This window comes from Pseudomonas palmensis (assembly GCF_049942755.1).
GTDB lineage: Bacteria > Pseudomonadota > Gammaproteobacteria > Pseudomonadales > Pseudomonadaceae > Aquipseudomonas > Aquipseudomonas palmensis.
In genome coordinates this window covers 1,421,024-1,440,168 of record NZ_CP187958.1, presented here as the reverse complement: position 1 = coordinate 1,440,168, position 19,145 = coordinate 1,421,024, and the positions used below count along the sequence as shown (strand labels likewise).

General features: G+C 61.9%; 12 protein-coding genes and 2 pseudogenes. 10 read left to right on the top strand and 4 right to left on the bottom strand.

All coding sequences use genetic code 11. From position 1 onward, the window contains the following. Window positions 1–63: 63 nt before the first annotated feature. From ACPRTJ_RS06605 to gdhA, 10 genes and pseudogenes are all read left to right on the top strand, one after another. On the top strand, window positions 64–3,084 hold the full coding sequence (locus ACPRTJ_RS06605) for a type VI secretion system tip protein VgrG (protein WP_426428414.1): 3,021 nt from the start codon (window positions 64–66) through the stop codon (window positions 3,082–3,084). Then, window positions 3,081–7,787 carry an RHS repeat-associated core domain-containing protein gene (locus ACPRTJ_RS06600; protein WP_426428412.1) on the top strand — a complete coding sequence of 1,569 codons (4,707 nt, stop codon included), beginning with the start codon at window positions 3,081–3,083 and terminating at the stop codon, window positions 7,785–7,787. Before ACPRTJ_RS06605 ends, ACPRTJ_RS06600 begins: the two co-directional genes overlap by 4 nt. A gap of 12 nt (window positions 7,788–7,799) precedes the next feature. After that, entirely contained in the window at window positions 7,800–8,414 is a 615-nt protein-coding gene (locus tag ACPRTJ_RS06595; protein ID WP_426428410.1) for a hypothetical protein, read from the top strand. Between the two features lie 255 nt (window positions 8,415–8,669). Continuing rightward, window positions 8,670–9,392 (top strand): annotated as a pseudogene (locus ACPRTJ_RS06590) (RHS repeat-associated core domain-containing protein); the annotation flags it as partial. A 396-nt stretch (window positions 9,393–9,788) separates the two neighbouring features. Further along, on the top strand, window positions 9,789–10,403 hold the full coding sequence (locus ACPRTJ_RS06585; protein WP_210015181.1) for a hypothetical protein: 615 nt from the start codon (window positions 9,789–9,791) through the stop codon (window positions 10,401–10,403). 101 nt (window positions 10,404–10,504) lie between these two features. After that, window positions 10,505–10,985, top strand: a pseudogene (locus ACPRTJ_RS06580) (RHS repeat-associated core domain-containing protein); the annotation flags it as partial. A 188-nt stretch (window positions 10,986–11,173) separates the two neighbouring features. Continuing rightward, window positions 11,174–11,713 carry an SMI1/KNR4 family protein gene (locus ACPRTJ_RS06575; RefSeq protein WP_426428408.1) on the top strand — a complete coding sequence of 180 codons (540 nt, stop codon included), beginning with the start codon at window positions 11,174–11,176 and terminating at the stop codon, window positions 11,711–11,713. A gap of 217 nt (window positions 11,714–11,930) precedes the next feature. After that, the gene (locus ACPRTJ_RS06570; RefSeq protein WP_054916267.1) at window positions 11,931–12,194 is read left to right on the top strand and encodes a PAAR domain-containing protein; all 264 of its coding nucleotides are present in this window, start codon (window positions 11,931–11,933) and stop codon (window positions 12,192–12,194) included. Between the two features lie 120 nt (window positions 12,195–12,314). Further along, window positions 12,315–13,979: an energy-dependent translational throttle protein EttA gene (gene ettA, locus ACPRTJ_RS06565; RefSeq protein WP_043860207.1), complete on the top strand. Its 1,665-nt coding sequence runs from the start codon at window positions 12,315–12,317 to the stop codon at window positions 13,977–13,979. Between the two features lie 265 nt (window positions 13,980–14,244). Continuing rightward, window positions 14,245–15,582, top strand: coding sequence for an NADP-specific glutamate dehydrogenase (gene gdhA / locus ACPRTJ_RS06560; protein WP_043860208.1), 1,338 nt, complete (start codon window positions 14,245–14,247; stop codon window positions 15,580–15,582). On the opposite strand, the gene ACPRTJ_RS06555 is transcribed toward gdhA, so the two are convergent. The 4 genes from ACPRTJ_RS06555 to ACPRTJ_RS06540 form a co-directional block, all read right to left on the bottom strand. Beyond that, window positions 15,579–16,067: a GreA/GreB family elongation factor gene (locus ACPRTJ_RS06555; protein ID WP_054916265.1), complete on the bottom strand. Its 489-nt coding sequence runs from the start codon at window positions 16,065–16,067 to the stop codon at window positions 15,579–15,581. The genes gdhA and ACPRTJ_RS06555 overlap by 4 nt on opposite strands. Window positions 16,068–16,134: 67 nt before the next feature. Further along, window positions 16,135–16,485, bottom strand: a complete 351-nt coding sequence (locus ACPRTJ_RS06550) for a hypothetical protein (protein WP_253086772.1) — start codon at window positions 16,483–16,485, stop codon at window positions 16,135–16,137. A gap of 155 nt (window positions 16,486–16,640) precedes the next feature. After that, window positions 16,641–18,494: a DUF4105 domain-containing protein gene (locus tag ACPRTJ_RS06545; protein WP_426428407.1), complete on the bottom strand. Its 1,854-nt coding sequence runs from the start codon at window positions 18,492–18,494 to the stop codon at window positions 16,641–16,643. Window positions 18,495–18,573: 79 nt separating this feature from the next. Further along, window positions 18,574–19,062: a DUF3015 domain-containing protein gene (locus tag ACPRTJ_RS06540; RefSeq protein WP_426428405.1), complete on the bottom strand. Its 489-nt coding sequence runs from the start codon at window positions 19,060–19,062 to the stop codon at window positions 18,574–18,576. Between the last annotated feature and the right edge of the window lie 83 nt (window positions 19,063–19,145).

Here is a 19,145-nt window from a genome sequence, read left to right as displayed (position 1 = left end):
CCAGCCAGCATGGCCGGCCGGGGCAGCCTGTCACCCCAGTTTTTGCAGCGGGAGGAACATCGGATGTTCTCAGCGGCCAACCAGCCCCATTTCACCCTGACCCTGGACGGGGTCGACAGCGACTTTCAGGTGCTGTCGTTCAGCGGGCGCGAAGCGCTCAGCCAGCCGTTCGAATTCGAACTGGAGCTGGTCAGTGAACGGGCGTCGCTGAACCTCGAATCCCTCCTGCACACGCTCGCCTTCCTGCAGCTGTCGCCCAGCGGCAGCGGCATTCACGGGCTGGTCTACAGCGCCGCGCAGGGCGAAGCCGGGCGGCGCCTGTCGCGCTACCGGCTGGTGCTGCGCCCGCAGCTGGCGTACCTGGCGCACCGCATCAACCAGCGCATCTTCCAGCACAAGACGGTGCCGCAGATCATCGCCCAGGTGCTCGAAGAGCACGGCATCCTCGCCAGCGACCACCGCTTCGTGCTTGGCGCGGTGTACCCCGAGCGCATTTACTGCGTGCAGTACGACGAGTCCGACCTGCACTTCATCCAGCGCCTGTGCGAGGAGGAGGGCATCCACTACCACTTCCAGCACAGCCCGCAGGGCCATGCGCTGGTGTTCGGCGACGACCAGACCGTATTCCCCACGCTGGCCCCGGTGGCCTACCAGCAGGACACCGGGCTGGTGGCCGACGTGCCGGTGATCAAGCGCTTCGGCCTGCGCCTGGCCACGCGCACCAGCCGCACCACGCGGCGCGACTACGACTTCACCAAACCGCGCATCCAGCTTGAAAGCGACGCCGACAGCGGTGCCGCGCCGGACCTGGAAGACTACGACTACCCGGCCCGCTTCAGCGACCGCGCGCGCGGCAAGCACCTGGCCACCCGCGCGCTGGAGCGCCACCGCAGCGACTACCGCCTGGCCGAGGGCCGCAGCGACCAGCCGAGCCTGGTCAGCGGGCATTTTCTGAGCCTGACCGAACACGCCAACCCGGCGTGGAACGACCTGTGGCTGCTGACCGAAATCATCCACGAAGGCAAGCAGCCGCAGGTGCTCGAGGAGGTGATCAGCAGCGACGTCACCGACCTCAAGGACGACTTTCACCAGGGCTATCGCAACCGCTTCTGCGCCACGCCGTGGGACGTGCCGTATCGACCGCCGCTGAGGCATCCCAAGCCACGGGTGCTGGGCTCCCAGCGCGCCGTGGTGACCGGCCCCGAAGGCGAGGAGATCTATTGCGACGAGTACGGCCGGGTCAAGGTGCAGTTCTTCTGGGACCGCGAAGGCCAATCGGACGACAAGACCACCTGCTGGATGCGCGTGGCCTCCAACTGGGCCAGCCAGAGCAGCTTCGGCGCCATCTCGCTGCCGCGTATCGGCATGGAGGTGCTGATCACCTTTCTGGAAGGCGACCCCGACCAGCCGCTGATCACCGGGTGCCTGTACCACGGCGCCAACCTGCCGCCGTACCGGCTGCCCGACTTCAAGACCCTGGCCACGGTCAAGAGCAAGGAATACAAGGGCAGCCGCAGCAACGAGCTGCGCATCGACGACACCACCAGCGAGATCAGCATCGCGTTGCGCAGCGACCACGGCGCCAGCGCGATCAACCTGGGCTACCTGACCCACCCGCGCCCCTCGGGCGGCCAGCCGCGCGGTGAGGGTTTCGAACTGCGCACCGACCGACATGGCGCCGTGCGCGCGGCGGCGGGCCTGCTGCTGACCACCGAGCCCCGGCATCACGAAGCCAAGCACCACAAGGACCTGCCCGAAACCGCCGAACGCCTGGCCACCGCCAGCGAGCAGCAGGACGGCTTCGGCCAGCAGGCACGCGAGGTGCAGGCGCAGGACGCGGGCGACCAGGACGAGGTGGCCAAGGCCCTGCATGCGCAGCACCAGGGCATCGTCGGCAGCGGCCCGACCAACCAGAGCGCCAACGAATTTCCCGAGTTCAGCGAACCGCACCTGGTGCTGGCCAGCCCGGCGGGCATCGCCCTGACCACGCCGCGCTCGACCCATGTCGCCACCGGCGAACATCTGGCGTTGAGCAGCACCGGGCATACGAGCCTGTCGATCGGCAAGCGGCTGCTGGCCAGTGCCAGCCAGGGCATGCGACTGTTCGTGCAGAACATGGGCTGGCGGTTGGTGGCGGCGTCGGGCGACATCGATATCAAAGCGCTGAAAGACAACATCAACCTGCTGGCCAAGCTCGACATCACCGCCAATGCCGACCGCATCACCCTCACCGCCAAGACCGAACTGGTGGTGCAGGGCGGCGGCAGTGCCACCACCTACAACGCCAGTGGCATCACTCACGTAACTACCGGGCCATACACCGCGCACGCGGCGAACTTCGCCCATGTGGGGCCCAAGAGCCTGGCCGGGACCTTCCCCGAGCCGCCGAAACCGGGCAAGGGCGATCTGGAGTTGCTGTACCAGTACGCCAACAGCAAAGGCGTGAAAACCGGCGACTACAACGTGACCGACGCACTGGGCAAATCGATCAAGGGCACGCTCGACGCCGACGGCTTCAACCTCGCCAGCGGTGCCGCCCTCGGCCCGCTGTGGGCCGACTTCGGCCTGGACCCGGCTGACACCTGGGCCGAGGCCAGCCACTTTGGCGCCAGCACGTGGCCGCTCAGCCCCTCACTCGACGATATCGCACCCGGCCAGCAATCAGTGGTCGGCGAGGTGCTGGGCGCGGCCAGGGATGGCCTGGAGAACGGCAAGGCACTGGTGCAGCAAGGCATGGACAAGGGCAAAGGACTGGAACAGGACGTTATGGCACAAGGAAAGACAATGGCCCAGGGCCTCATGGGCCCCGGTGGCTCTGCAGTGATGGACGATGGCAAGGCGCTTGTGGGCAGCGGGCTGCAACTGGCCAGAAGTGGCCAGGCGGCCTTGCAGCAGGCACAGCAGGTGGGCGCTGCACTCAAGGGCGAGCCCGCCGCGATGGCCGGCCTGGCCAGTAGCGTGGTGCCCGGCGCAGCGGCGTCGCTGGAAGCGGCAAGGGCGCTCAAGACCTTGCCCGGTCTGGCCCAGCCGACCTTGCCGAGCAGCCCGGCCAAGGCTCTGGCCAGCCGCGAGGTGCTGGCATGAGCGAGTCCGCCAAACCCCGCGAACCCCAGGTCGCGGTCGCCCCGCTCAACACCATCGACGCCAAGGACGTGGGCCGCGGCGCCGCCGAATTCGACGCCTGGCTGCAATCGATCAGTGGTGGCACCGTCACCCTGGAACGCATCAAGTCCGTGGCCGGCGCCTTGCCGGTGGTGGGCAACATCATGGCCCTGGTGGATGCACTGGGGGACGTGGTCACCCTGGTCAAGAGCAAGCAGCGCGAGGTGCTGGACTGGGTCAGCCTGGGCATCAACCTGATCGGCGTACTGCCGGCACCGCCGACCATGGCGGCCGCGCGCATGAGCCTGCGCCCGACGTTGTTCCTGGTGCGCCAGGAGCTGCGCAACAGCGCCAAGATGCTGCTGGGCGACTCGCTTATCCAGGTGCTGATAGGGCACCTGAACGCCACCATCGCCGGCACCATCGACGACTTCGTCACCCAGGCCAAGCCCAAGCTGGCCGAGATTCTTGACGCGGCGGGTGCGAAGGGCACCCAGATGCTCGGCGAAATCGCCGACGGCCTGGACGCCGTGGCCACCGGCCAGCTCGATGCCAGGAGCGACCGCACGGCGATGAGCCAGCAGTTGTCTGCGGCTGGCGACCAGCTCACGCACAGCCCCAGGGCGGCGATCAGGAACATCTTCGGTGCGATGCACAGTGCCTGCAAGGCTGCGGGCAAGGGGGTGGTGAACAGCGCCGTGAGCAAGCTGGTGTCGGATGACATCAAGGCTCAGGTACTGGCCCAGACCGGGCAGTTGCGCAAGCTGGGGCCGGAGTTGGCGCGCCAGTTGAACAGGCTGGCGGACCCGTCGCTGGCGATGAGCATCGGTTCGATGCTCAATGTGCTGGACGGCGCCGTGAAGGGCTTTCGCAAGCGCAACAAGAACGGGCAGTCGGGCGTGAGCAAGCCGGGCACCGTGACCCAGGTGGAACGGGAGAAACCCAAGGGGGAGCTGGGGGCGACGGCCAGGCAGCATGAGGCGACGTCTACTCCCAGCCCCACGCGCCGCAGGTGTCCTCCGGAACCGAAAAGTCACTCGAACCACGCGATCAGTTTTTCGTTGGGCTCCGAGTTCATCATTCATACCGACTTTGTTCTGCCGGGTGCCTTCCCCATCGAGTGGCAGCGTATCTACCACTCACGCCTGGCCGAGTACGATCAGGGCAGCCTGGGTGCGCGATGGATCACTGAGTTCACCACACGTATCGATGTGGTCGACATGGGCCTGCTGTTTCATGACCACGATGGCCGCAGCCACGCGTTCGACCTGCCCAAGGTCGAGAAGTCGAGGTACAACGCCATCGAGGACCTGCTGCTGGTACGCAGTCGTGAAGACGAGCTGGTGATCTGCCGCGGTTTTGATCGCAAGGAGTATTACCTGCGCGTGGGCGAGCGCTATTACTTGCAGAAGATCCTGCTGCAGAACGACGCCGGTTGCATGCTGCATTACGAGCACCGCCACGATGGGCGCCCGGTGCTGTCCGACATCATCACCTTTCAGGGCGACATGAGTGACGTGCACCGTCACCTGGGCACCCTGATCGATGACCACGGCCACCTCACCGGCCTGTGGGAAATGCACGACGGGCAACCGCTGCGCCAGCTGTGCGCCTACCACTACGATGACCACGGCGACCTGATTGCCGCGCAGGACGAGTACGCCGCCACCTGGCACTACCAGTACCAGAACCACCTGGTAACCCGTTACACCGACCGAACCGGTCGGGGCATGAACCTGGAGTGGAATGGCAGTGCGTTCGATGCCAAGGCCATCCACGAGTGGGCCGATGACGGTAGCTACGACACGCGTCTGGAATGGGACGAAAACATTCGGCTCACCTACGTCACCGACGCCCATGGCCAGGAGACCTGGTACTACTACGACATCCTTGGACATCTGTACCGTGTGCGTTACCCCGACGAGCGCTCGGAGTGGATCTTTCGCGACGAGCGCAAGCACATCGTTCGGCATGTCCACGTCGATGGCAGCGAAGACCGTTACGACTACGACGAGCAAGGCAGCGTGGTGCGGCATATCCGTGCCGACCACAGCCAGGTTCACTTTGCCTACGACGACCGCCGTCGCCCGATCAGGATCCGCGACGCCGAGGCCGGTGTGTGGGAACGCCAGTACGACCTCAAGGGCAACCTCAGCGAAACCGTCGACCCGCTGGGCAACAAGACCGAGTTCGCCTACACACCCTCCGGTCTGGTCAAGGCGATCAAGGACGCCAACGGCAACGAAAAGGCGCTGGTGTACAACGACGCCGGGCAACTGGTCGAGTACACCGACTGCTCGGGCAAGACCAGCAAATGGGCCTATGACGATATCGGGCAGTTGGTGCAGTTCACCGATGCCGCCGGCAACAAGACCCAGTACACGTACAAGGCCGGCCAGCTCGCCCTGGTCATCCATCCGGACAAGACCGAAGAGCGCTTCGAGCGCGATGCCGAGAGTCGCCTGCTGGCCCACGTCGATGCCCTCGACCGCTGCACCACCTGGACCTACACCGTCGCCGGGTTGCTCGCCGAGCGGGTCGACGCGGCCGAAAACACCCTGCGTTACCGCTGGGACAAACTGGGCCGCCTCACGGGCCTGGAAAACGAAAACGAAAGCCACGCCAGTTTCCGCTACGACCCGGTCGGCCGTCTGCTGGAAGAGAGCGGCTTCGACGGCCTCACCACGCGCTACCAGTACGACACGAACACGGGGCGCCTGACCTCCACCCACGTTGGGCAACGCCGCCTCGACGTCACCTTCGACCCCGTCGGCCGTCTCATTTCCCGCGTGGCCAGCCAGGGTGACCAGCGCGAGGAAGAAACCTTTGCCTACGACGGCAACGGCAGGCTGATCCAGGCCATCAACGCCGCGAGCAAACTGCAGTGGTTCCATGACGAGGCCGGCAACCTCGTTCGTGAACACCAGCACTACCTGGCCACCGGCACCCCGATGGTCGCGGTGTGGCAGCACGAGTACGACACCCTCAACCTGCGTACCTCCACCACTCGTCCGGACGGGCACAAGGTCAGCTGGCTGACCTACGGTAGCGGTCATCTGTTGGGCATGACGGTCGATCAGCATGAACTGCTGGCCTACGAGCGCGATGACCTGCACCGCGAGGTTGTGCGGCATCAGGGCAACAGGTTGAGCCAGACTCAGGCGTGGGACCCGGCGGGGCGCTTGCAGGAACAGCTGTTGGGCAGCCAGGACGGCAAATCGACCCTGCTCAAGCGTGAGTATCAGTACGACGCGGTAGGCCAGCTGACCGACATCCACGACACCCGTCGTGGTCATCTGGCCTACCAGTACGATCCGATTGGCCGCCTGTTGCAGGCCACCAGCCGGCTGGGGGTGGAGACCTTCGCCTTCGACCCGGCCGGCAACCTGCTGGATGACAAGCACCACGAACCGACCCGTCCGCTGGAGCGTGCGCCCAGGCGCAACCGGTTGATGGACAACCTGCTGCGCGAATATGCGGGCACGCACTACACCTATGACGAGCGGGGCAACCTGAGCCATCGGCTGCACAACGGTGTGCATGCGAAATTCACCTGGGACCTGTTCGACCGTTTGCAGGCTTACAGCGACGACAAGCTCAAGGTCGAGTACAGCTATGACGCCCTTGGGCGACGGTTGCACAAGCACTCGACGGCGCATTACTGGAACAAACCTGAAGCCGGTACTGGCTGGAACCAGCTGGAGCGAGCCAAGCGCCAGCGCGAGCTGAACTGTGGCTTCACCCTGTTCGGCTGGGATGGCGACACCCTCGCCTGGGAAAGCTCGCCTGCGCAGGATGAAGGTGACACCGGGCGCACGGTGCACTACCTGTACGAACCCGGCAGCTTTGTGCCGGTGGCGCAGGCTCTGCGCAAGGCCCCGATACGGTTGTACAAGGGGCCGGACTGGAGCAACCGCCCCTACGACATCGATCAGGACCCGCTCTGGCAGCAAGCGGCCTCGCCACAACCCTTTGATGCGATTGCCTGGTACCAGTGTGACCACCTGGGCACGCCGATGGAGCTGACCGACCACAACGGCGACGTGGCGTGGTCGGCGCAGTACAAGGCGTGGGGCGAGGCGAAACAAGAACGTTCGGCCTGGGCGAAACAGCTGGGGTTGAGCAACCCGATCCGCTTCCAGGGCCAGTATCACGACCATGAGACTGGCCTGCACTACAACCGGTATCGGTACTATGATCCGGCGGTTGGGCGGTTTGTTGGGCAGGATCCGATTGGATATGCGGGCGGGTTGAACCTGTTTGCGTATACGCCGAATCCGGTTTATTGGATCGATCCATTAGGTCTTGCCGGAAATCCAGCCTATGCCACGCACGTTACATATCAGGGGACTGATGCCGCAACTGGGAAGCCATATGTAGGGTATGCGAGTATGCCCGGGAAAAGAACCGATCAGGCTGTAATAAAATACAGATATAACGGTAATTACGATCGGTTCGGAGGGAATGCGCCAACTCCGCTATATCAAGGGTACGGTCAAGATGGAAAAGATACTGCTCGAGGTTTGGAGCAGTATTACTTTAAACAAAATGATGGGCTGCAAGGTACAGCAAATCGTCAAAACCCAGTTGGGCAGAAAAATAAGAGGCGGCAAGAGTATGAGGACGCCGCTGATCGGCACCTGAAATCTAAGGCGGCCAGCGGTTCAATAATTTGTGAATTATGAGGGGGCAACTTTGTGGGTAAAAGAATAGTATGGAAATCAGGGCATTTTATCGTGCTTAAAGTTCGTGATGATTTGTATTCTGTAGCTCGTATGGTTGGTGAGGCTCAACTATGTATTTACGATATTTTTCGTAATTCCGACGAATGGGATAGCGTTGAGTGGTCAAAGGTGCGTCCTCTTTTTCAGGTGCTTGTAGGTTCTGCAGTGCAGAAGAGGTTAGGTGTTAGGAAGATATCTATAGATGGCATGCCAGCAGAGTGCTTGTTGTCACAGCGCTTCTGGATTTACCCTTACTCTTCTTTAGATGTTTCCCATTTTAAGGGGGGCAAGGACACTTATGCGTCTTACGGTGGCCGATTAATAGACGTTGGAGAAAGTGAGGTTTTTTCCATTTATGGAGCTCCAGTTCTTAAGCACGATCTGTCGGTTCTAGACGATCGAGAGACTATTGAATCTCTAGAACTTACCAATATGTGGGGTGATCTTGACCTCTCCGACAGGTTAGCCCGCTATTACGATACGGGTGTCAATCGAGACGACCTTAAGTTTGAGGTTTTTCCAGGGCTCTGGGACGATCGTGAAAAGTTGCGGCCCCTGACACGTCGATTGCCCGTTCCATTGAGGTGACGAGTCCAGACACCTCGTTGATTCATCCGGCCCAGAACGTGCTGACCCGCGAGGTGCTGGCATGAGCGAGTCCGCCAAACCCCGCGAACCCTAGGTCGCGGTCGCCCCGCTCAACACCATCGACGCCAAGGACGTGGGCCGCGGCGCCGCCGAATTCGACGCCTGGCTGCAATCGATCAGTGGTGGCACCGTCACCCCGGTGTGTCAGCACAGCTTACCTAGAGTTTGTTTGATCGGCTGCACAGCTAAAACGACGACAAGCTCAAGCTCAAGGTCGAGTACAGCTATGACGCCCTCGGGCGAAGGTTGCACAAGCACTCGACGGCGCATCACTGGAACAAACCTGAGGCCGGTACTGGCTGGAACCAGCTGGAGCGAGCCAAGCGCCAGCGCGAGCTGAACTGTGGCTTCACCCTGTTCGGCTGGGACGGCGACACCCTCGCCTGGGAAAGCTCGCCTGCGCAGGATGAAGGTGACACCGGGCGCACGGTGCACTACTTGTACGAACCCGGCAGCTTTGTGCCGGTGGCGCAGGCTCTGCGCAAGGCCCCGATACGGTTGTACAAGGAGCCGGACTGGAGCAACCGCCCCTACGACATCGATCAGGACCCGCTCTGGCAGCAAGCGGCCTCGCCACAACCCTTTGATGCGATTGCCTGGTACCAGTGTGACCACCTGGGTACGCCGATGGAGCTGACCGACCACAACGGCGACGTGGCGTGGTCGGCGCAGTACAAGGCGTGGGGCGAGGTGAAACAAGAACGTTCGGCCTGGGCGAAACAGGTGGGGTTGAACAACCCGATCCGCTTTCAGGGCCAGTATCACGACCATGAGACGGGTCAGCACTACAACCGGTATCGGTACTATGATCCGGCGGTTGGGCGGTTTGTTGGGCAGGATCCGATTGGATATGCGGGCGGGTTGAACCTGTTTGCGTATACGCCGAATCCGGTTTACTGGATCGATCCATTAGGTCTTGCCGGAAATCCAGCAACGGCGACGCATGTTACGTATCAAGCAATTGATCAGCAGACAGGTAAGCCGTATATAGGTTATGCAAGTATGCCTGGGGATAGAGTCGGTGTGGATGTTGTAAAGTATCGATATGGCGGAAATTATGAGCGCTTTTGGGGGGGGGCGCGCCGGAGGTTGTATATCGTGGGTGTGGTCAGGGTGGAAAGGACACTGCCAGAGGACTAGAGCAGCATTATTTCGTGGAAAACGATGGGCTAGACGGAACTGCAAACAAACAGAATCCGGTTGGGAAGAATAACAAAAGGTGTCAAGAATATACTGATGCCGCTAATCGACATTTGGATTCTCAAGGCTTCGGCGGGTCTGTAGTATGCGAGCTCTAACTAAGGGGTGGGTGATTTGAAAAAAAGAATCGTATGGAAATCTGGCCATTTCATTGTAATCAAGGTTAGGGAGAATCTTTATACCGTCGCTAGAATGACTGGGAAGACCGTTCTTTGTATCTATGATGTTTTTCGAGAGGATGATTACTGGGATGACATCGATTGGAGTGGGGTTGAAGCGCTTTTTCAGGTCTTTGTTGGGGCTGTGGTACAAAAAAATTTAGGTGTGCGTAAAATTTCTGTGGAGGGAATTCAATCTCGATTCCTCAAACTTCAGCGCTACTGGCTAAAGCCGTATACGTCATTGGATGGGGCGCACTTTAAAGGTAGTCGAGAAACGTTTTCTTTTTATGGTGGAAGACTTATAGACGTAGGAGAGGTTGAGAATCCAGAAACATATGGGGCTCCGGTAATAAAACACGATCTGTCGGTTTATGATGATCGAGAGATTATTGAAACGTATGAGCTTACAAATATGTGGGGTGATCTTGATCTTTCCGACAGATTGGCTCGCTATTACGATACAGGTGTAAATAGAGACGATCTTAAGTTTGAAGTTTTTCCGGGGCTCTGGAAGGATCGTGAAAAGCTTCGGCCTCTCACGCGCCGATTGCCGGTTCCATTGCGGTGACGAATTCGGGCAAAAACCTACCGACACCTCACGCTCTGAAATGAGCGAGTCGGCTATGCTCCGGGAGGCTCAAACGGTGGGCGCGGCGCTCACGTTATCTCGACCCCGTTAGGCGCTTCACCTCCCGCATCCCCAGCCGGGGCGAACAGCGCGTGGAAGAAACCTTCGCCTACGACGGCAGGCTGGTCCAGGTCATCAACGCCGCGAGCAAGCTGCAGTGGTTCCATGACAAGGCCGGCAACCTCGTTCGTGACACCTGCACTACCTGGCCACCGGTAGCCTGATGGTCGCGGTGTGGCAGCACGAGTACGACGCCCTCAGCCTGCGCACCTCGACCGTGCGTCCGGATGGCCACAAGGTCAGCTGGCTGACCTACGGTAGCGGTCATCTGTTGGGCATGACGGTCGATCAGCATGAACTGCTGGCCCCAACCTGCTGGACGACAAGCACCACGAACCGACCCGTCCGCTGGAGCGTGCGCCCAGGCGTAACCGGTTGATGGACAACCTGCTGCGTGAGTATGCGGGCACGCATTACACCTATGACGAGCGGGGCAACCTGAGCCACCGGTTGCACAACGGTGTGCAGGTCCGAAAGCAGTTACTGGCATGTGAACGAAAATACAAGCGACCTCATGCGGCGTGATCGACCAGGCCATAGCGTGCCAAGGAGTTGGATCTCAAATTCTGTTACATGATGGAGCCGTTTCAGGGTGTTACCGATCTGGCGTATTCGCAGGACAGCGGAGTGTCCTCAGACGTGTTGATAACATGCTGAATCACCCCTGGCGGCACGATGATCTTCTGGACGTGAGTCAGGGCCACCAATACAGTGCTCAACGCGGGATTCTTGTAGCCTCCAGTGATGGATTTCGAAACCGAATGTCAAAAACGCGTGTCATCGGCACAACGCTTTCTGCAATCGCTTCTGCAGAGAAGGAACTGAACAGAACGTTCCCCACATCCTTTTCCCGCTGGCTGCTTGCCAACAATGGACGGTCACTGGGTGGCCTGGTGGTGTTTCCCGTGTTCGACAGCCGAGACCCGAGGAAGACCTGGGACTCGATCGTCCGAAATTACACGTCAGGGTGGCAGGCGTGGCTGGAAAATTTCTCGCAATCGCCTGAGCGTTTTGCACCGCTGTTGCCCTTCGCAGAGTTTGGAACAGGTGATTATTATTGCTTCGATTATGACGCGCGAGGCGCCTCAGGCGAACCTGTCGTGGTGTTGTGGGATCATGAAACGGGCAGTGCCCGCCGTGTTGCGGATGACTTTGAGCAGTGGCTGAGTAGCGTTGATCCTGCTCCTTAACGATCATCAGTAGCCCTGGATGGCTTGAATGTTTGACAGCGACTATGAGGATCTGGGCAGCCCAGCGTGATACCCGCTCGATGACGCCCGCGTTCCCACGACATGCAACGGCATGTTGATGTTCAGCCCTCTTCCAATCAGGCACCATCGGACGTGAGTGCAAAGGCCTGCACCTCCACACGTAATACATCCCATCACACAAGGACGGACCCACCTCATGAAAGACATTGTTCGCCTGGGCGATGCCACCACCCACGGTGGCGTGGTACTCGAAGCCTTTTCCAACACCAACCTCAATGGCAAGCCGATTGCCGGGGTAGGGCACAGCGTCAGTTGCCCCCTGTGCAAAGGGGTATTTCCCATTGCCGAGGGCAGCAGCACCTACAGCGTCGGCGGTACGCCCGTGGCGCTGGATGGCATGAAGACCGCCTGTGGCGCCGCGCTGATCGCCAGTGGCCCCAAGGGCGCAGTCATCAGCTAGGCATTGCCCGCAACGTGTACGTTCCCCCCCGGCCGCACCGCCAGTCGCGACGATGGCCGGGGTACCCAATTGTGTCTACAATCAGCTCCTTTGATTGACCTACTTACTGGAGCTCACGTTTTGGCTCAATACGTCTACACCATGCATCGGCTGAGCAAAGTTGTGCCGCCGAAGCGGGAAATCCTCAAGAACATTTCGCTGTCCTTTTTCCCCGGCGCCAAGATCGGCGTGCTCGGCCTCAACGGTTCGGGTAAATCCACCCTGCTGAAAATCATGGCCGGCGTCGACACCGAGTTCGACGGCGAAGCGCGTCCGATGCCCGATCTGAATGTCGGCTACCTGCCGCAAGAGCCGCAACTGGACCCGACCAAGACCGTGCGTGAAGTGGTCGAAGAGGCCGTCAGCGTGATCAAGGACGCCCAGGCCCGCCTGGACGAGGTCTACGCCGCCTATGCCGACCCGGACGCCGACTTCGACAAGCTGGCCGCCGAACAGGCCAAGCTGGAAGCGATCCTGCAGGCCAGCGACGGTCACAACCTCGAGCGCCAGCTGGAAGTCGCCGCCGACGCGCTGCGCCTGCCGGCCTGGGACGCCAAGGTCGAACACCTGTCCGGTGGCGAGAAGCGCCGCGTGGCCCTGTGCCGCCTGCTGCTGTCGGCCCCCGACATGCTGCTGCTCGACGAACCGACCAACCACCTGGATGCCGACTCGGTCGCCTGGCTGGAGCACTTCCTGCACGACTTCCCGGGCACCGTGGTTGCTATTACCCACGACCGTTACTTCCTGGACAACGTCGCCGGCTGGATTCTGGAACTCGACCGCGGCGCCGGTATTCCTTACGAGGGCAACTATTCGGGTTGGCTGGAAGCCAAGTCGGACCGCCTGGCCCAGGAGTCCAAGCAGCAGTCGGCCCATGAAAAGGCCATGAAGGAAGAACTGGAATGGGTGCGCAAAGGCGCCAAGGCCCGCCAGTCCAAATCCAAGGCGCGTCTGCAACGCTTCGAAGAAATGCAGTCGCAGGAATTCCAGAAGCGCAGCGAAACCAACGAGATCTACATCCCGGCCGGCCCGCGTCTGGGTGACAAGGTCATCGAGTTCAAGAACGTCACCAAGGGCTACGGCGACCGCGTTCTGATCGACAACCTGTCGTTCAGCATGCCAAAAGGCGCCATCGTCGGTGTGATCGGCGGTAACGGTGCCGGTAAATCGACCCTGTTCCGCATGCTGATGGGCAAGGAGCAACCGGACTCGGGCAGCATCGAGATCGGTGAAACCGTGCAACTGGCCTGCGTCGACCAGAGCCGCGAAGACCTGGACGGCGGCAAGACCGTGTTCCAGCAGATCTCCGACGGTTCCGACCAGATCCGCATCGGCAACTACGAGATTCCGGCGCGTACCTACGTGGGGCGCTTCAACTTCAAGGGCGGCGACCAGCAGAAGTTCGTCAAGGACCTCTCCGGTGGTGAGCGTGGCCGTCTGCACCTGGCGTTGACGCTCAAAGAGGGCGGCAACGTGCTGCTGCTCGACGAACCGTCCAACGACCTCGACGTCGAAACCCTGCGTTCGCTGGAGGAAGCCCTGCTGGACTTCCCGGGCGCCGCTATCGTGATCTCTCACGATCGGTGGTTCCTTGACCGTGTGGCTACCCACATCCTGGCCTACGAAGACGATTCGCAGGCGGTGTTCTTCGAAGGCAACTACACCGAGTACGAAGCCGATCGCAAGAAGCGCCTGGGTGAAGCCGCTGCCCAGCCGCACCGGGTACGGCACAAGAAACTGGCATGACCTTCACGGTCTTGCACTGAAACGGGGCCTTCGGGCCCCGTTTTTTTTGCCTGGAATCCGGGTGAATCCTTCGCCGGCAAGGCCGGCTCCTACAGGGTTGTGCGGCCTGCTGTAGGAGCAGGCTTTGCCGGCGAAGGTGTATACATTTATAGAAATGCACCATTTATTTCCATAAAAACGACATTTTGCCCTGTTGCGGTGCGAGCGGTTCTTGGTAAAGTCCTGAAAAAACTAATAAGTCCAACTCTATCTGGTGAATGTCTAAATGATCGAATCCGTCGAAGACTTCCTCGCACGCCTGCAAAAACGCGACCCTGCCCAGCCCGAGTTCCATCAGGCCGTGGAAGAGGTACTGCGCAGCCTGTGGCCCTTCCTCGAAGCCAACCCGCACTACCTGCAGGCCGGTATTCTCGAACGCATGGTCGAGCCGGAGCGGGCCATTCTGTTCCGTGTGTCGTGGGTCGACGACAAGGGCAGGGTGCGTGTCAACCGCGGCTACCGCATCCAGATGAGCAGCGCCATCGGCCCATACAAGGGCGGCCTGCGTTTCCACCCTTCGGTGAACCTCGGCGTGCTGAAGTTCCTGGCCTTCGAACAGGTACTCAAGAACTCCCTCACCTCGCTGCCCATGGGCGGCGGCAAGGGCGGCTCGGACTTCGACCCCAAGGGCAAGAGCGACGCCGAAGTCATGCGCTTCTGCCAGGCATTCATGAGCGAGCTGTACCGCCACATCGGCGCCGACCTCGACGTGCCGGCCGGTGACATCGGCGTAGGTGGTCGCGAAATCGGCTTCCTGTTCGGCCAGTACAAGCGCCTGGCCAACCAGTTCACCTCGGTGCTGACCGGCAAGGGCATGAACTACGGCGGCAGCCTGATTCGCCCCGAAGCCACCGGCTACGGCTGCGTGTACTTCGCCGAAGAAATGCTCAAGCGCGACGGCCTGCGCATCGACGGTCGCCGCGTGGCCATCTCCGGCTCCGGCAACGTGGCGCAATATGCCGCGCGCAAGGTCATGGACCTGGGCGGCAAGGTCATCTCGCTGTCCGACTCCGAGGGTACCCTGTACTGCGAAGCCGGCCTGAACGATGCGCAGTGGGATGCGCTGATGGAGCTCAAGAACGTCAAGCGCGGCCGCCTGAGCGAGCTGGGCGGCGAGTTCGGCCTGGAGTTCCGCGCCGGCCAGCGCCCTTGGAGCCTGGCCTGCGACATCGCCCTGCCGTGCGCCACCCAGAACGAGCTGGACGCTGAAGACGCACGCACCCTGCTGCGCAACGGCTGCATCTGCGTGGCCGAAGGCGCCAACATGCCGACCACCCTGGACGCCGTGGACCTCTTCATCGAAGCCGGCATCCTGTTCGCCCCGGGCAAGGCCTCCAACGCCGGCGGCGTGGCCGTCAGCGGCCTGGAGATGTCGCAGAACGCCATGCGCCTGCTGTGGACGGCCGGCGAGGTGGACAGCAAGCTGCACAACATCATGCAGTCGATCCACCATGCCTGCGTGTACTACGGCGAAGAGAACGGCCGCATCAACTACGTCAAGGGCGCCAACATCGCCGGCTTCGTCAAGGTTGCCGACGCCATGCTGGCCCAGGGCGTGGTCTAGGCCTGCGGCTCGATGGCGACGACCTCGATCAGTTGATCCCCCGCCGGTCGTCGCCACAGCACCTCGTCACCGGGCGCTGCCCCCAGCAGTGCCCGGCCCAGGGGTGACCCCCAGTTGATCAGGCCACTGGCGGCATAGGCCTGGTCTTCGCCGACCAGTTGCACTTCATGCTGGCGGCCTTCTTCATCGACAAACACCACCCGGCTACCGATCTGCACCTTGCTCTGCGAGGTGGCGGGTGCGGCCACCTGGGCGCTCTGCACGCGGGCGCTGAAGTAGCGCAGGTCGCGCTCGACCTCGGCCAGGCGTTGTTTGTCGGGGTCGCCCAGCAGCGTGCTGCGCAGGGTCTCCAGTTCGCTGACCCGCTGCTTGAGCAGGGTCAGGCCCTGGGCGGTGACGTGGTTGGGTTGTTCGCTGATGCGCCGCTCTACCGGTTGATTGGCCTGATCGGCGGCCTGATCTTCGTTGACGAATGCTCGGCTCATGGTTGGCCTCCTTTGTAGGAAGACCATGATGCGCGGTCACCGGTTGCATCGAATGTTCGAGGGCGACCTATTGGCGTCGATAGGCGCGGGCGGCGTCGCGGTCCTTTTCCTGCTGCCACTGCTGGTCGCGCTCGTCCCAGTGGCGGCTGCGGTAGGTGTCCTGGTCCTGGCTCTGCTGCATGGCCTGGCACTGGCGAAAGCCGTCGTCCCAGCCGGTCTCGTACTGGCGGTCGTGCAGATAGCGCGGCACGTCCTTGCGAAACTCGCCCATCATCACGCCTGCGGCCTGGTGGCCGCTGCTGCAACCGGCCTGGAAGCCGTCGGCGTAGGGGGCAGGGTAGCCTTGCTCGATCAGTTGATCGTGGGTGCTGGCGCAACCGCCCAGTATCATTGCCACCAGTACCCAGTGCCCGCGCATGTTCGAACTCTCCACCTGTTGGGGGGAAGTCTAGGTGCTGGTGTGTGCAAGAGAGGTCAAAAAGATGTCAAACAATTGGATCGCATCGCGGGTCAAGCCCGCTCCCACAAGGTTTCTCACTGCCCTTGTGGGAGCGGGCTTGACCCGCGATGACTTCAGTAGTTGTACCACTTCACCTCGAGCATCACCTCGTTCTGCGCCGTCGCCAGCTGGCTGAACTCGCGCCTGGCACTCAGGCGCAGGCCCAGGTTGCGCGACAGTTCCCACTGCTGGTTGAGGCTCAGGCTGCGGCGGACCTCGCCATTGGTGAAGTAGTCGCCCTTGGCCTCCAGGCTCAGGTTGCCCAGCCCGTTGCGCCACAGCACGCCGGTGTTGAACCCTGCCGCGGGTGCGATGAACCCGGCAAAGTCATTGTTGTGCTCCACCCGCACCGTGCCCAGGGCAAACCCGAGCATGTCCTGGCCCAACTGCCAGGTGCCCCCGGCGCCGCCATTCACATGGCTGACCAGCACCTCGTTCTCATGCTTGCCCAGCACCCGTTCCAACCCGCCGGCCACCTGCCACGACCACGGCTTGAGCAGGTCGTTGCGCGGCGTCAGCGAGCGAATCGTGGCCAGGTCCAGGCGCTGCACCTGCCAGTCGTTGTGTTCGTACTGGCGCACCTTCAGTTGCAGGATCTCGATCTGCGCCCCCAGCGGGAAGCCGTAGGCGTTGTCGTTGAGGTCGTGATAGGCCATGCGCAGCCCGTACTCGGCAAAGGCCCGGTCTTCTCGGGTACCCACGCCCAGCTGCCAGGTGCGCGACTCGTGGCCGTCCTCCGGCAGCCCGGGGCGTTCGATCTGCAACGGCGGTGGCGGGTTGCGGTTGATCGCGCGCAGCAACTCGAAGCTGCGCCTGGCCCGCTCCGGGTCGCGCTCCAGGCCATTGGCGCGGTAGCGCTCCAGGCGATAGGCGGCGTCCTGCACCAGCGCCTGGCGCTCGCGCGGCAGCTCGGTGAAGGCGGGGCTCTGCAGCTGCGCGGTGTCGGCGCTCACGGCCAGCACCTGCTGCTGTTCGGCATGGTCCAGCGGTTTGGCCCGCTCCAGCAGCTCGCGCTCGCGCGATGGGCGGTAGTCGGTACGCGCCACCAGCCCGGACTGTTTCACCGCCTTGACCGTGTCGGTGGGGATCGCCGTGAGCGGGAACTGCGAGGTCAGGTCCAGGCTCGGCCGTGCCACCTGCAGCAGTTCGAGCAGGCGATACGAGCAGTTTTCGTCGAAGAAGAAATAGTCGAACTGGATCTGCTTGAGTTCCCAGATGTGCTCGACCATGCGCCCGGTTTCCTCGGGCGTGAGGTTCAGCCGGTATTCCCACAGGTCGCGGTTTTCCAGGCTGCGGTATTCGGACAGCTTCTCCTGGTAGGGCACCAGCGCGAACAGGCCGGGGTAGCCGCCCATAAGGCCCTTCCAGGCATACAGGATGCTGTTGTCGTTGCCCTCGATGTAGGCGCCGAAGTTGATCGCGTAGCTCAGCAGTGCGGTGTTGTCGCTCTGCACGTCGGCCTGGTCGATACGCAGCAGCGTGTGCCCGAACATCGACGAGGGGCTGTTCAGGTAGGCCGCCGGGAAGATCATCACCGCGCTGTGCGGCGACACATCCGAGTACCACTGGGTGTAGGCCGTGCAGTCCGGCGCCGGCAGGTCGGTGAGTTGCAACTGCTCGCGCAGCCAGCGGGTGCGCGCCGGGAATACGCATTGCGCGTGCTGGTCGCCCAGGCTGGCCGGGGCGTACAGCGCCTCATAGGTGGCGCGCAGTTCCTGGTCAGGGTGGTGCGCACCGTCCTTGGCCAGGAAGAATTTGGGGTCGTCCACGTAGCTGCGCCATCCGCCGAGCTTGGCGGTTTCGTAATGGCCCAGGGAGATCCAGTAGCGGTCGTTGGCCAGTGCGTGCAGACGAGCATCGTCCAGCACGGTGGCAGCGTGCAGCGGGGCGCAGGCACAGAGCGCCAGGTAGGCAAGGCGTTTGAGCATGTCGGGCAACTACGTCTGAATGATGCCGATAGAGGCGGGCAAACAAACCCGCCCCGTGGTCGGGGCGGGTGTGCCGAGCTTAGGCCGGGGTTGCGTATTTGGCCAGACGGGAGTCGCTTTTCAGGACGGCGAGGGTGTTGGTGTGAACATCTTCAGCGGTAGCGTCGGCTGTGGTGAAGATTTCCTGGAAGTGCTGGTGGGTCACGGCCGCGAAGTGCGCACGGTCTTCCGGTGCGACGCCCAGTACCACCGCGTAGGTGGTCAGTGCTTCGCCCTGGCCTTGCGCCATGTCTTCGGACAGCTCGTTCATCATGCCATTCATGGCGAACCAGGATTTGCCGCCATAGGTCAGCGACGCATTGGTGGAGCAGCCGTTGGTGCCCGAGGTCATGCCGAAGGTGGCGTTGCCCGAGGTACCGTTGGTGGTGGATGCGAGGAAGTGAGCCGGCGTGCCGCGTTGGCCCTCGAACAGCATGTTGCCCCAGCCGCAGTCCGGGCCGCCTGGCGCCTGGGCCATGGCGTTGAGCGAAACCGCGGTGAACAGAGTACCCAGAAGAATCCGTTTCATAGCATTGTTCTCTTTCTGATGTTCAAACCAAAGGTCAGGGTTATCTGGCATGTCTGTAGGACTAGTTGCCAGGACGGGTCGGT

Excerpts from the sequence above, each read along its gene's own strand:
- ACPRTJ_RS06605 (WP_426428414.1), top strand. The coding sequence starts at position 64 with ATGTTCTCAGCGGCCAACCAGCCCCATTTCACCCTGACCCTGGACGGG.
- ACPRTJ_RS06600 (WP_426428412.1), top strand. The coding sequence starts at position 3,081 with ATGAGCGAGTCCGCCAAACCCCGCGAACCCCAGGTCGCGGTCGCCCCG.
- ACPRTJ_RS06575 (WP_426428408.1), top strand. The coding sequence starts at position 11,174 with ATGCTGAATCACCCCTGGCGGCACGATGATCTTCTGGACGTGAGTCAG.
- ACPRTJ_RS06570 (WP_054916267.1), top strand. The coding sequence starts at position 11,931 with ATGAAAGACATTGTTCGCCTGGGCGATGCCACCACCCACGGTGGCGTG.
- gdhA (WP_043860208.1), top strand. The coding sequence starts at position 14,245 with ATGATCGAATCCGTCGAAGACTTCCTCGCACGCCTGCAAAAACGCGAC.
- ACPRTJ_RS06555 (WP_054916265.1), bottom strand. The coding sequence starts at position 16,067 with ATGAGCCGAGCATTCGTCAACGAAGATCAGGCCGCCGATCAGGCCAAT.
- ACPRTJ_RS06550 (WP_253086772.1), bottom strand. The coding sequence starts at position 16,485 with ATGCGCGGGCACTGGGTACTGGTGGCAATGATACTGGGCGGTTGCGCC.
- ACPRTJ_RS06545 (WP_426428407.1), bottom strand. The coding sequence starts at position 18,494 with ATGCTCAAACGCCTTGCCTACCTGGCGCTCTGTGCCTGCGCCCCGCTG.
- ACPRTJ_RS06540 (WP_426428405.1), bottom strand. The coding sequence starts at position 19,062 with ATGAAACGGATTCTTCTGGGTACTCTGTTCACCGCGGTTTCGCTCAAC.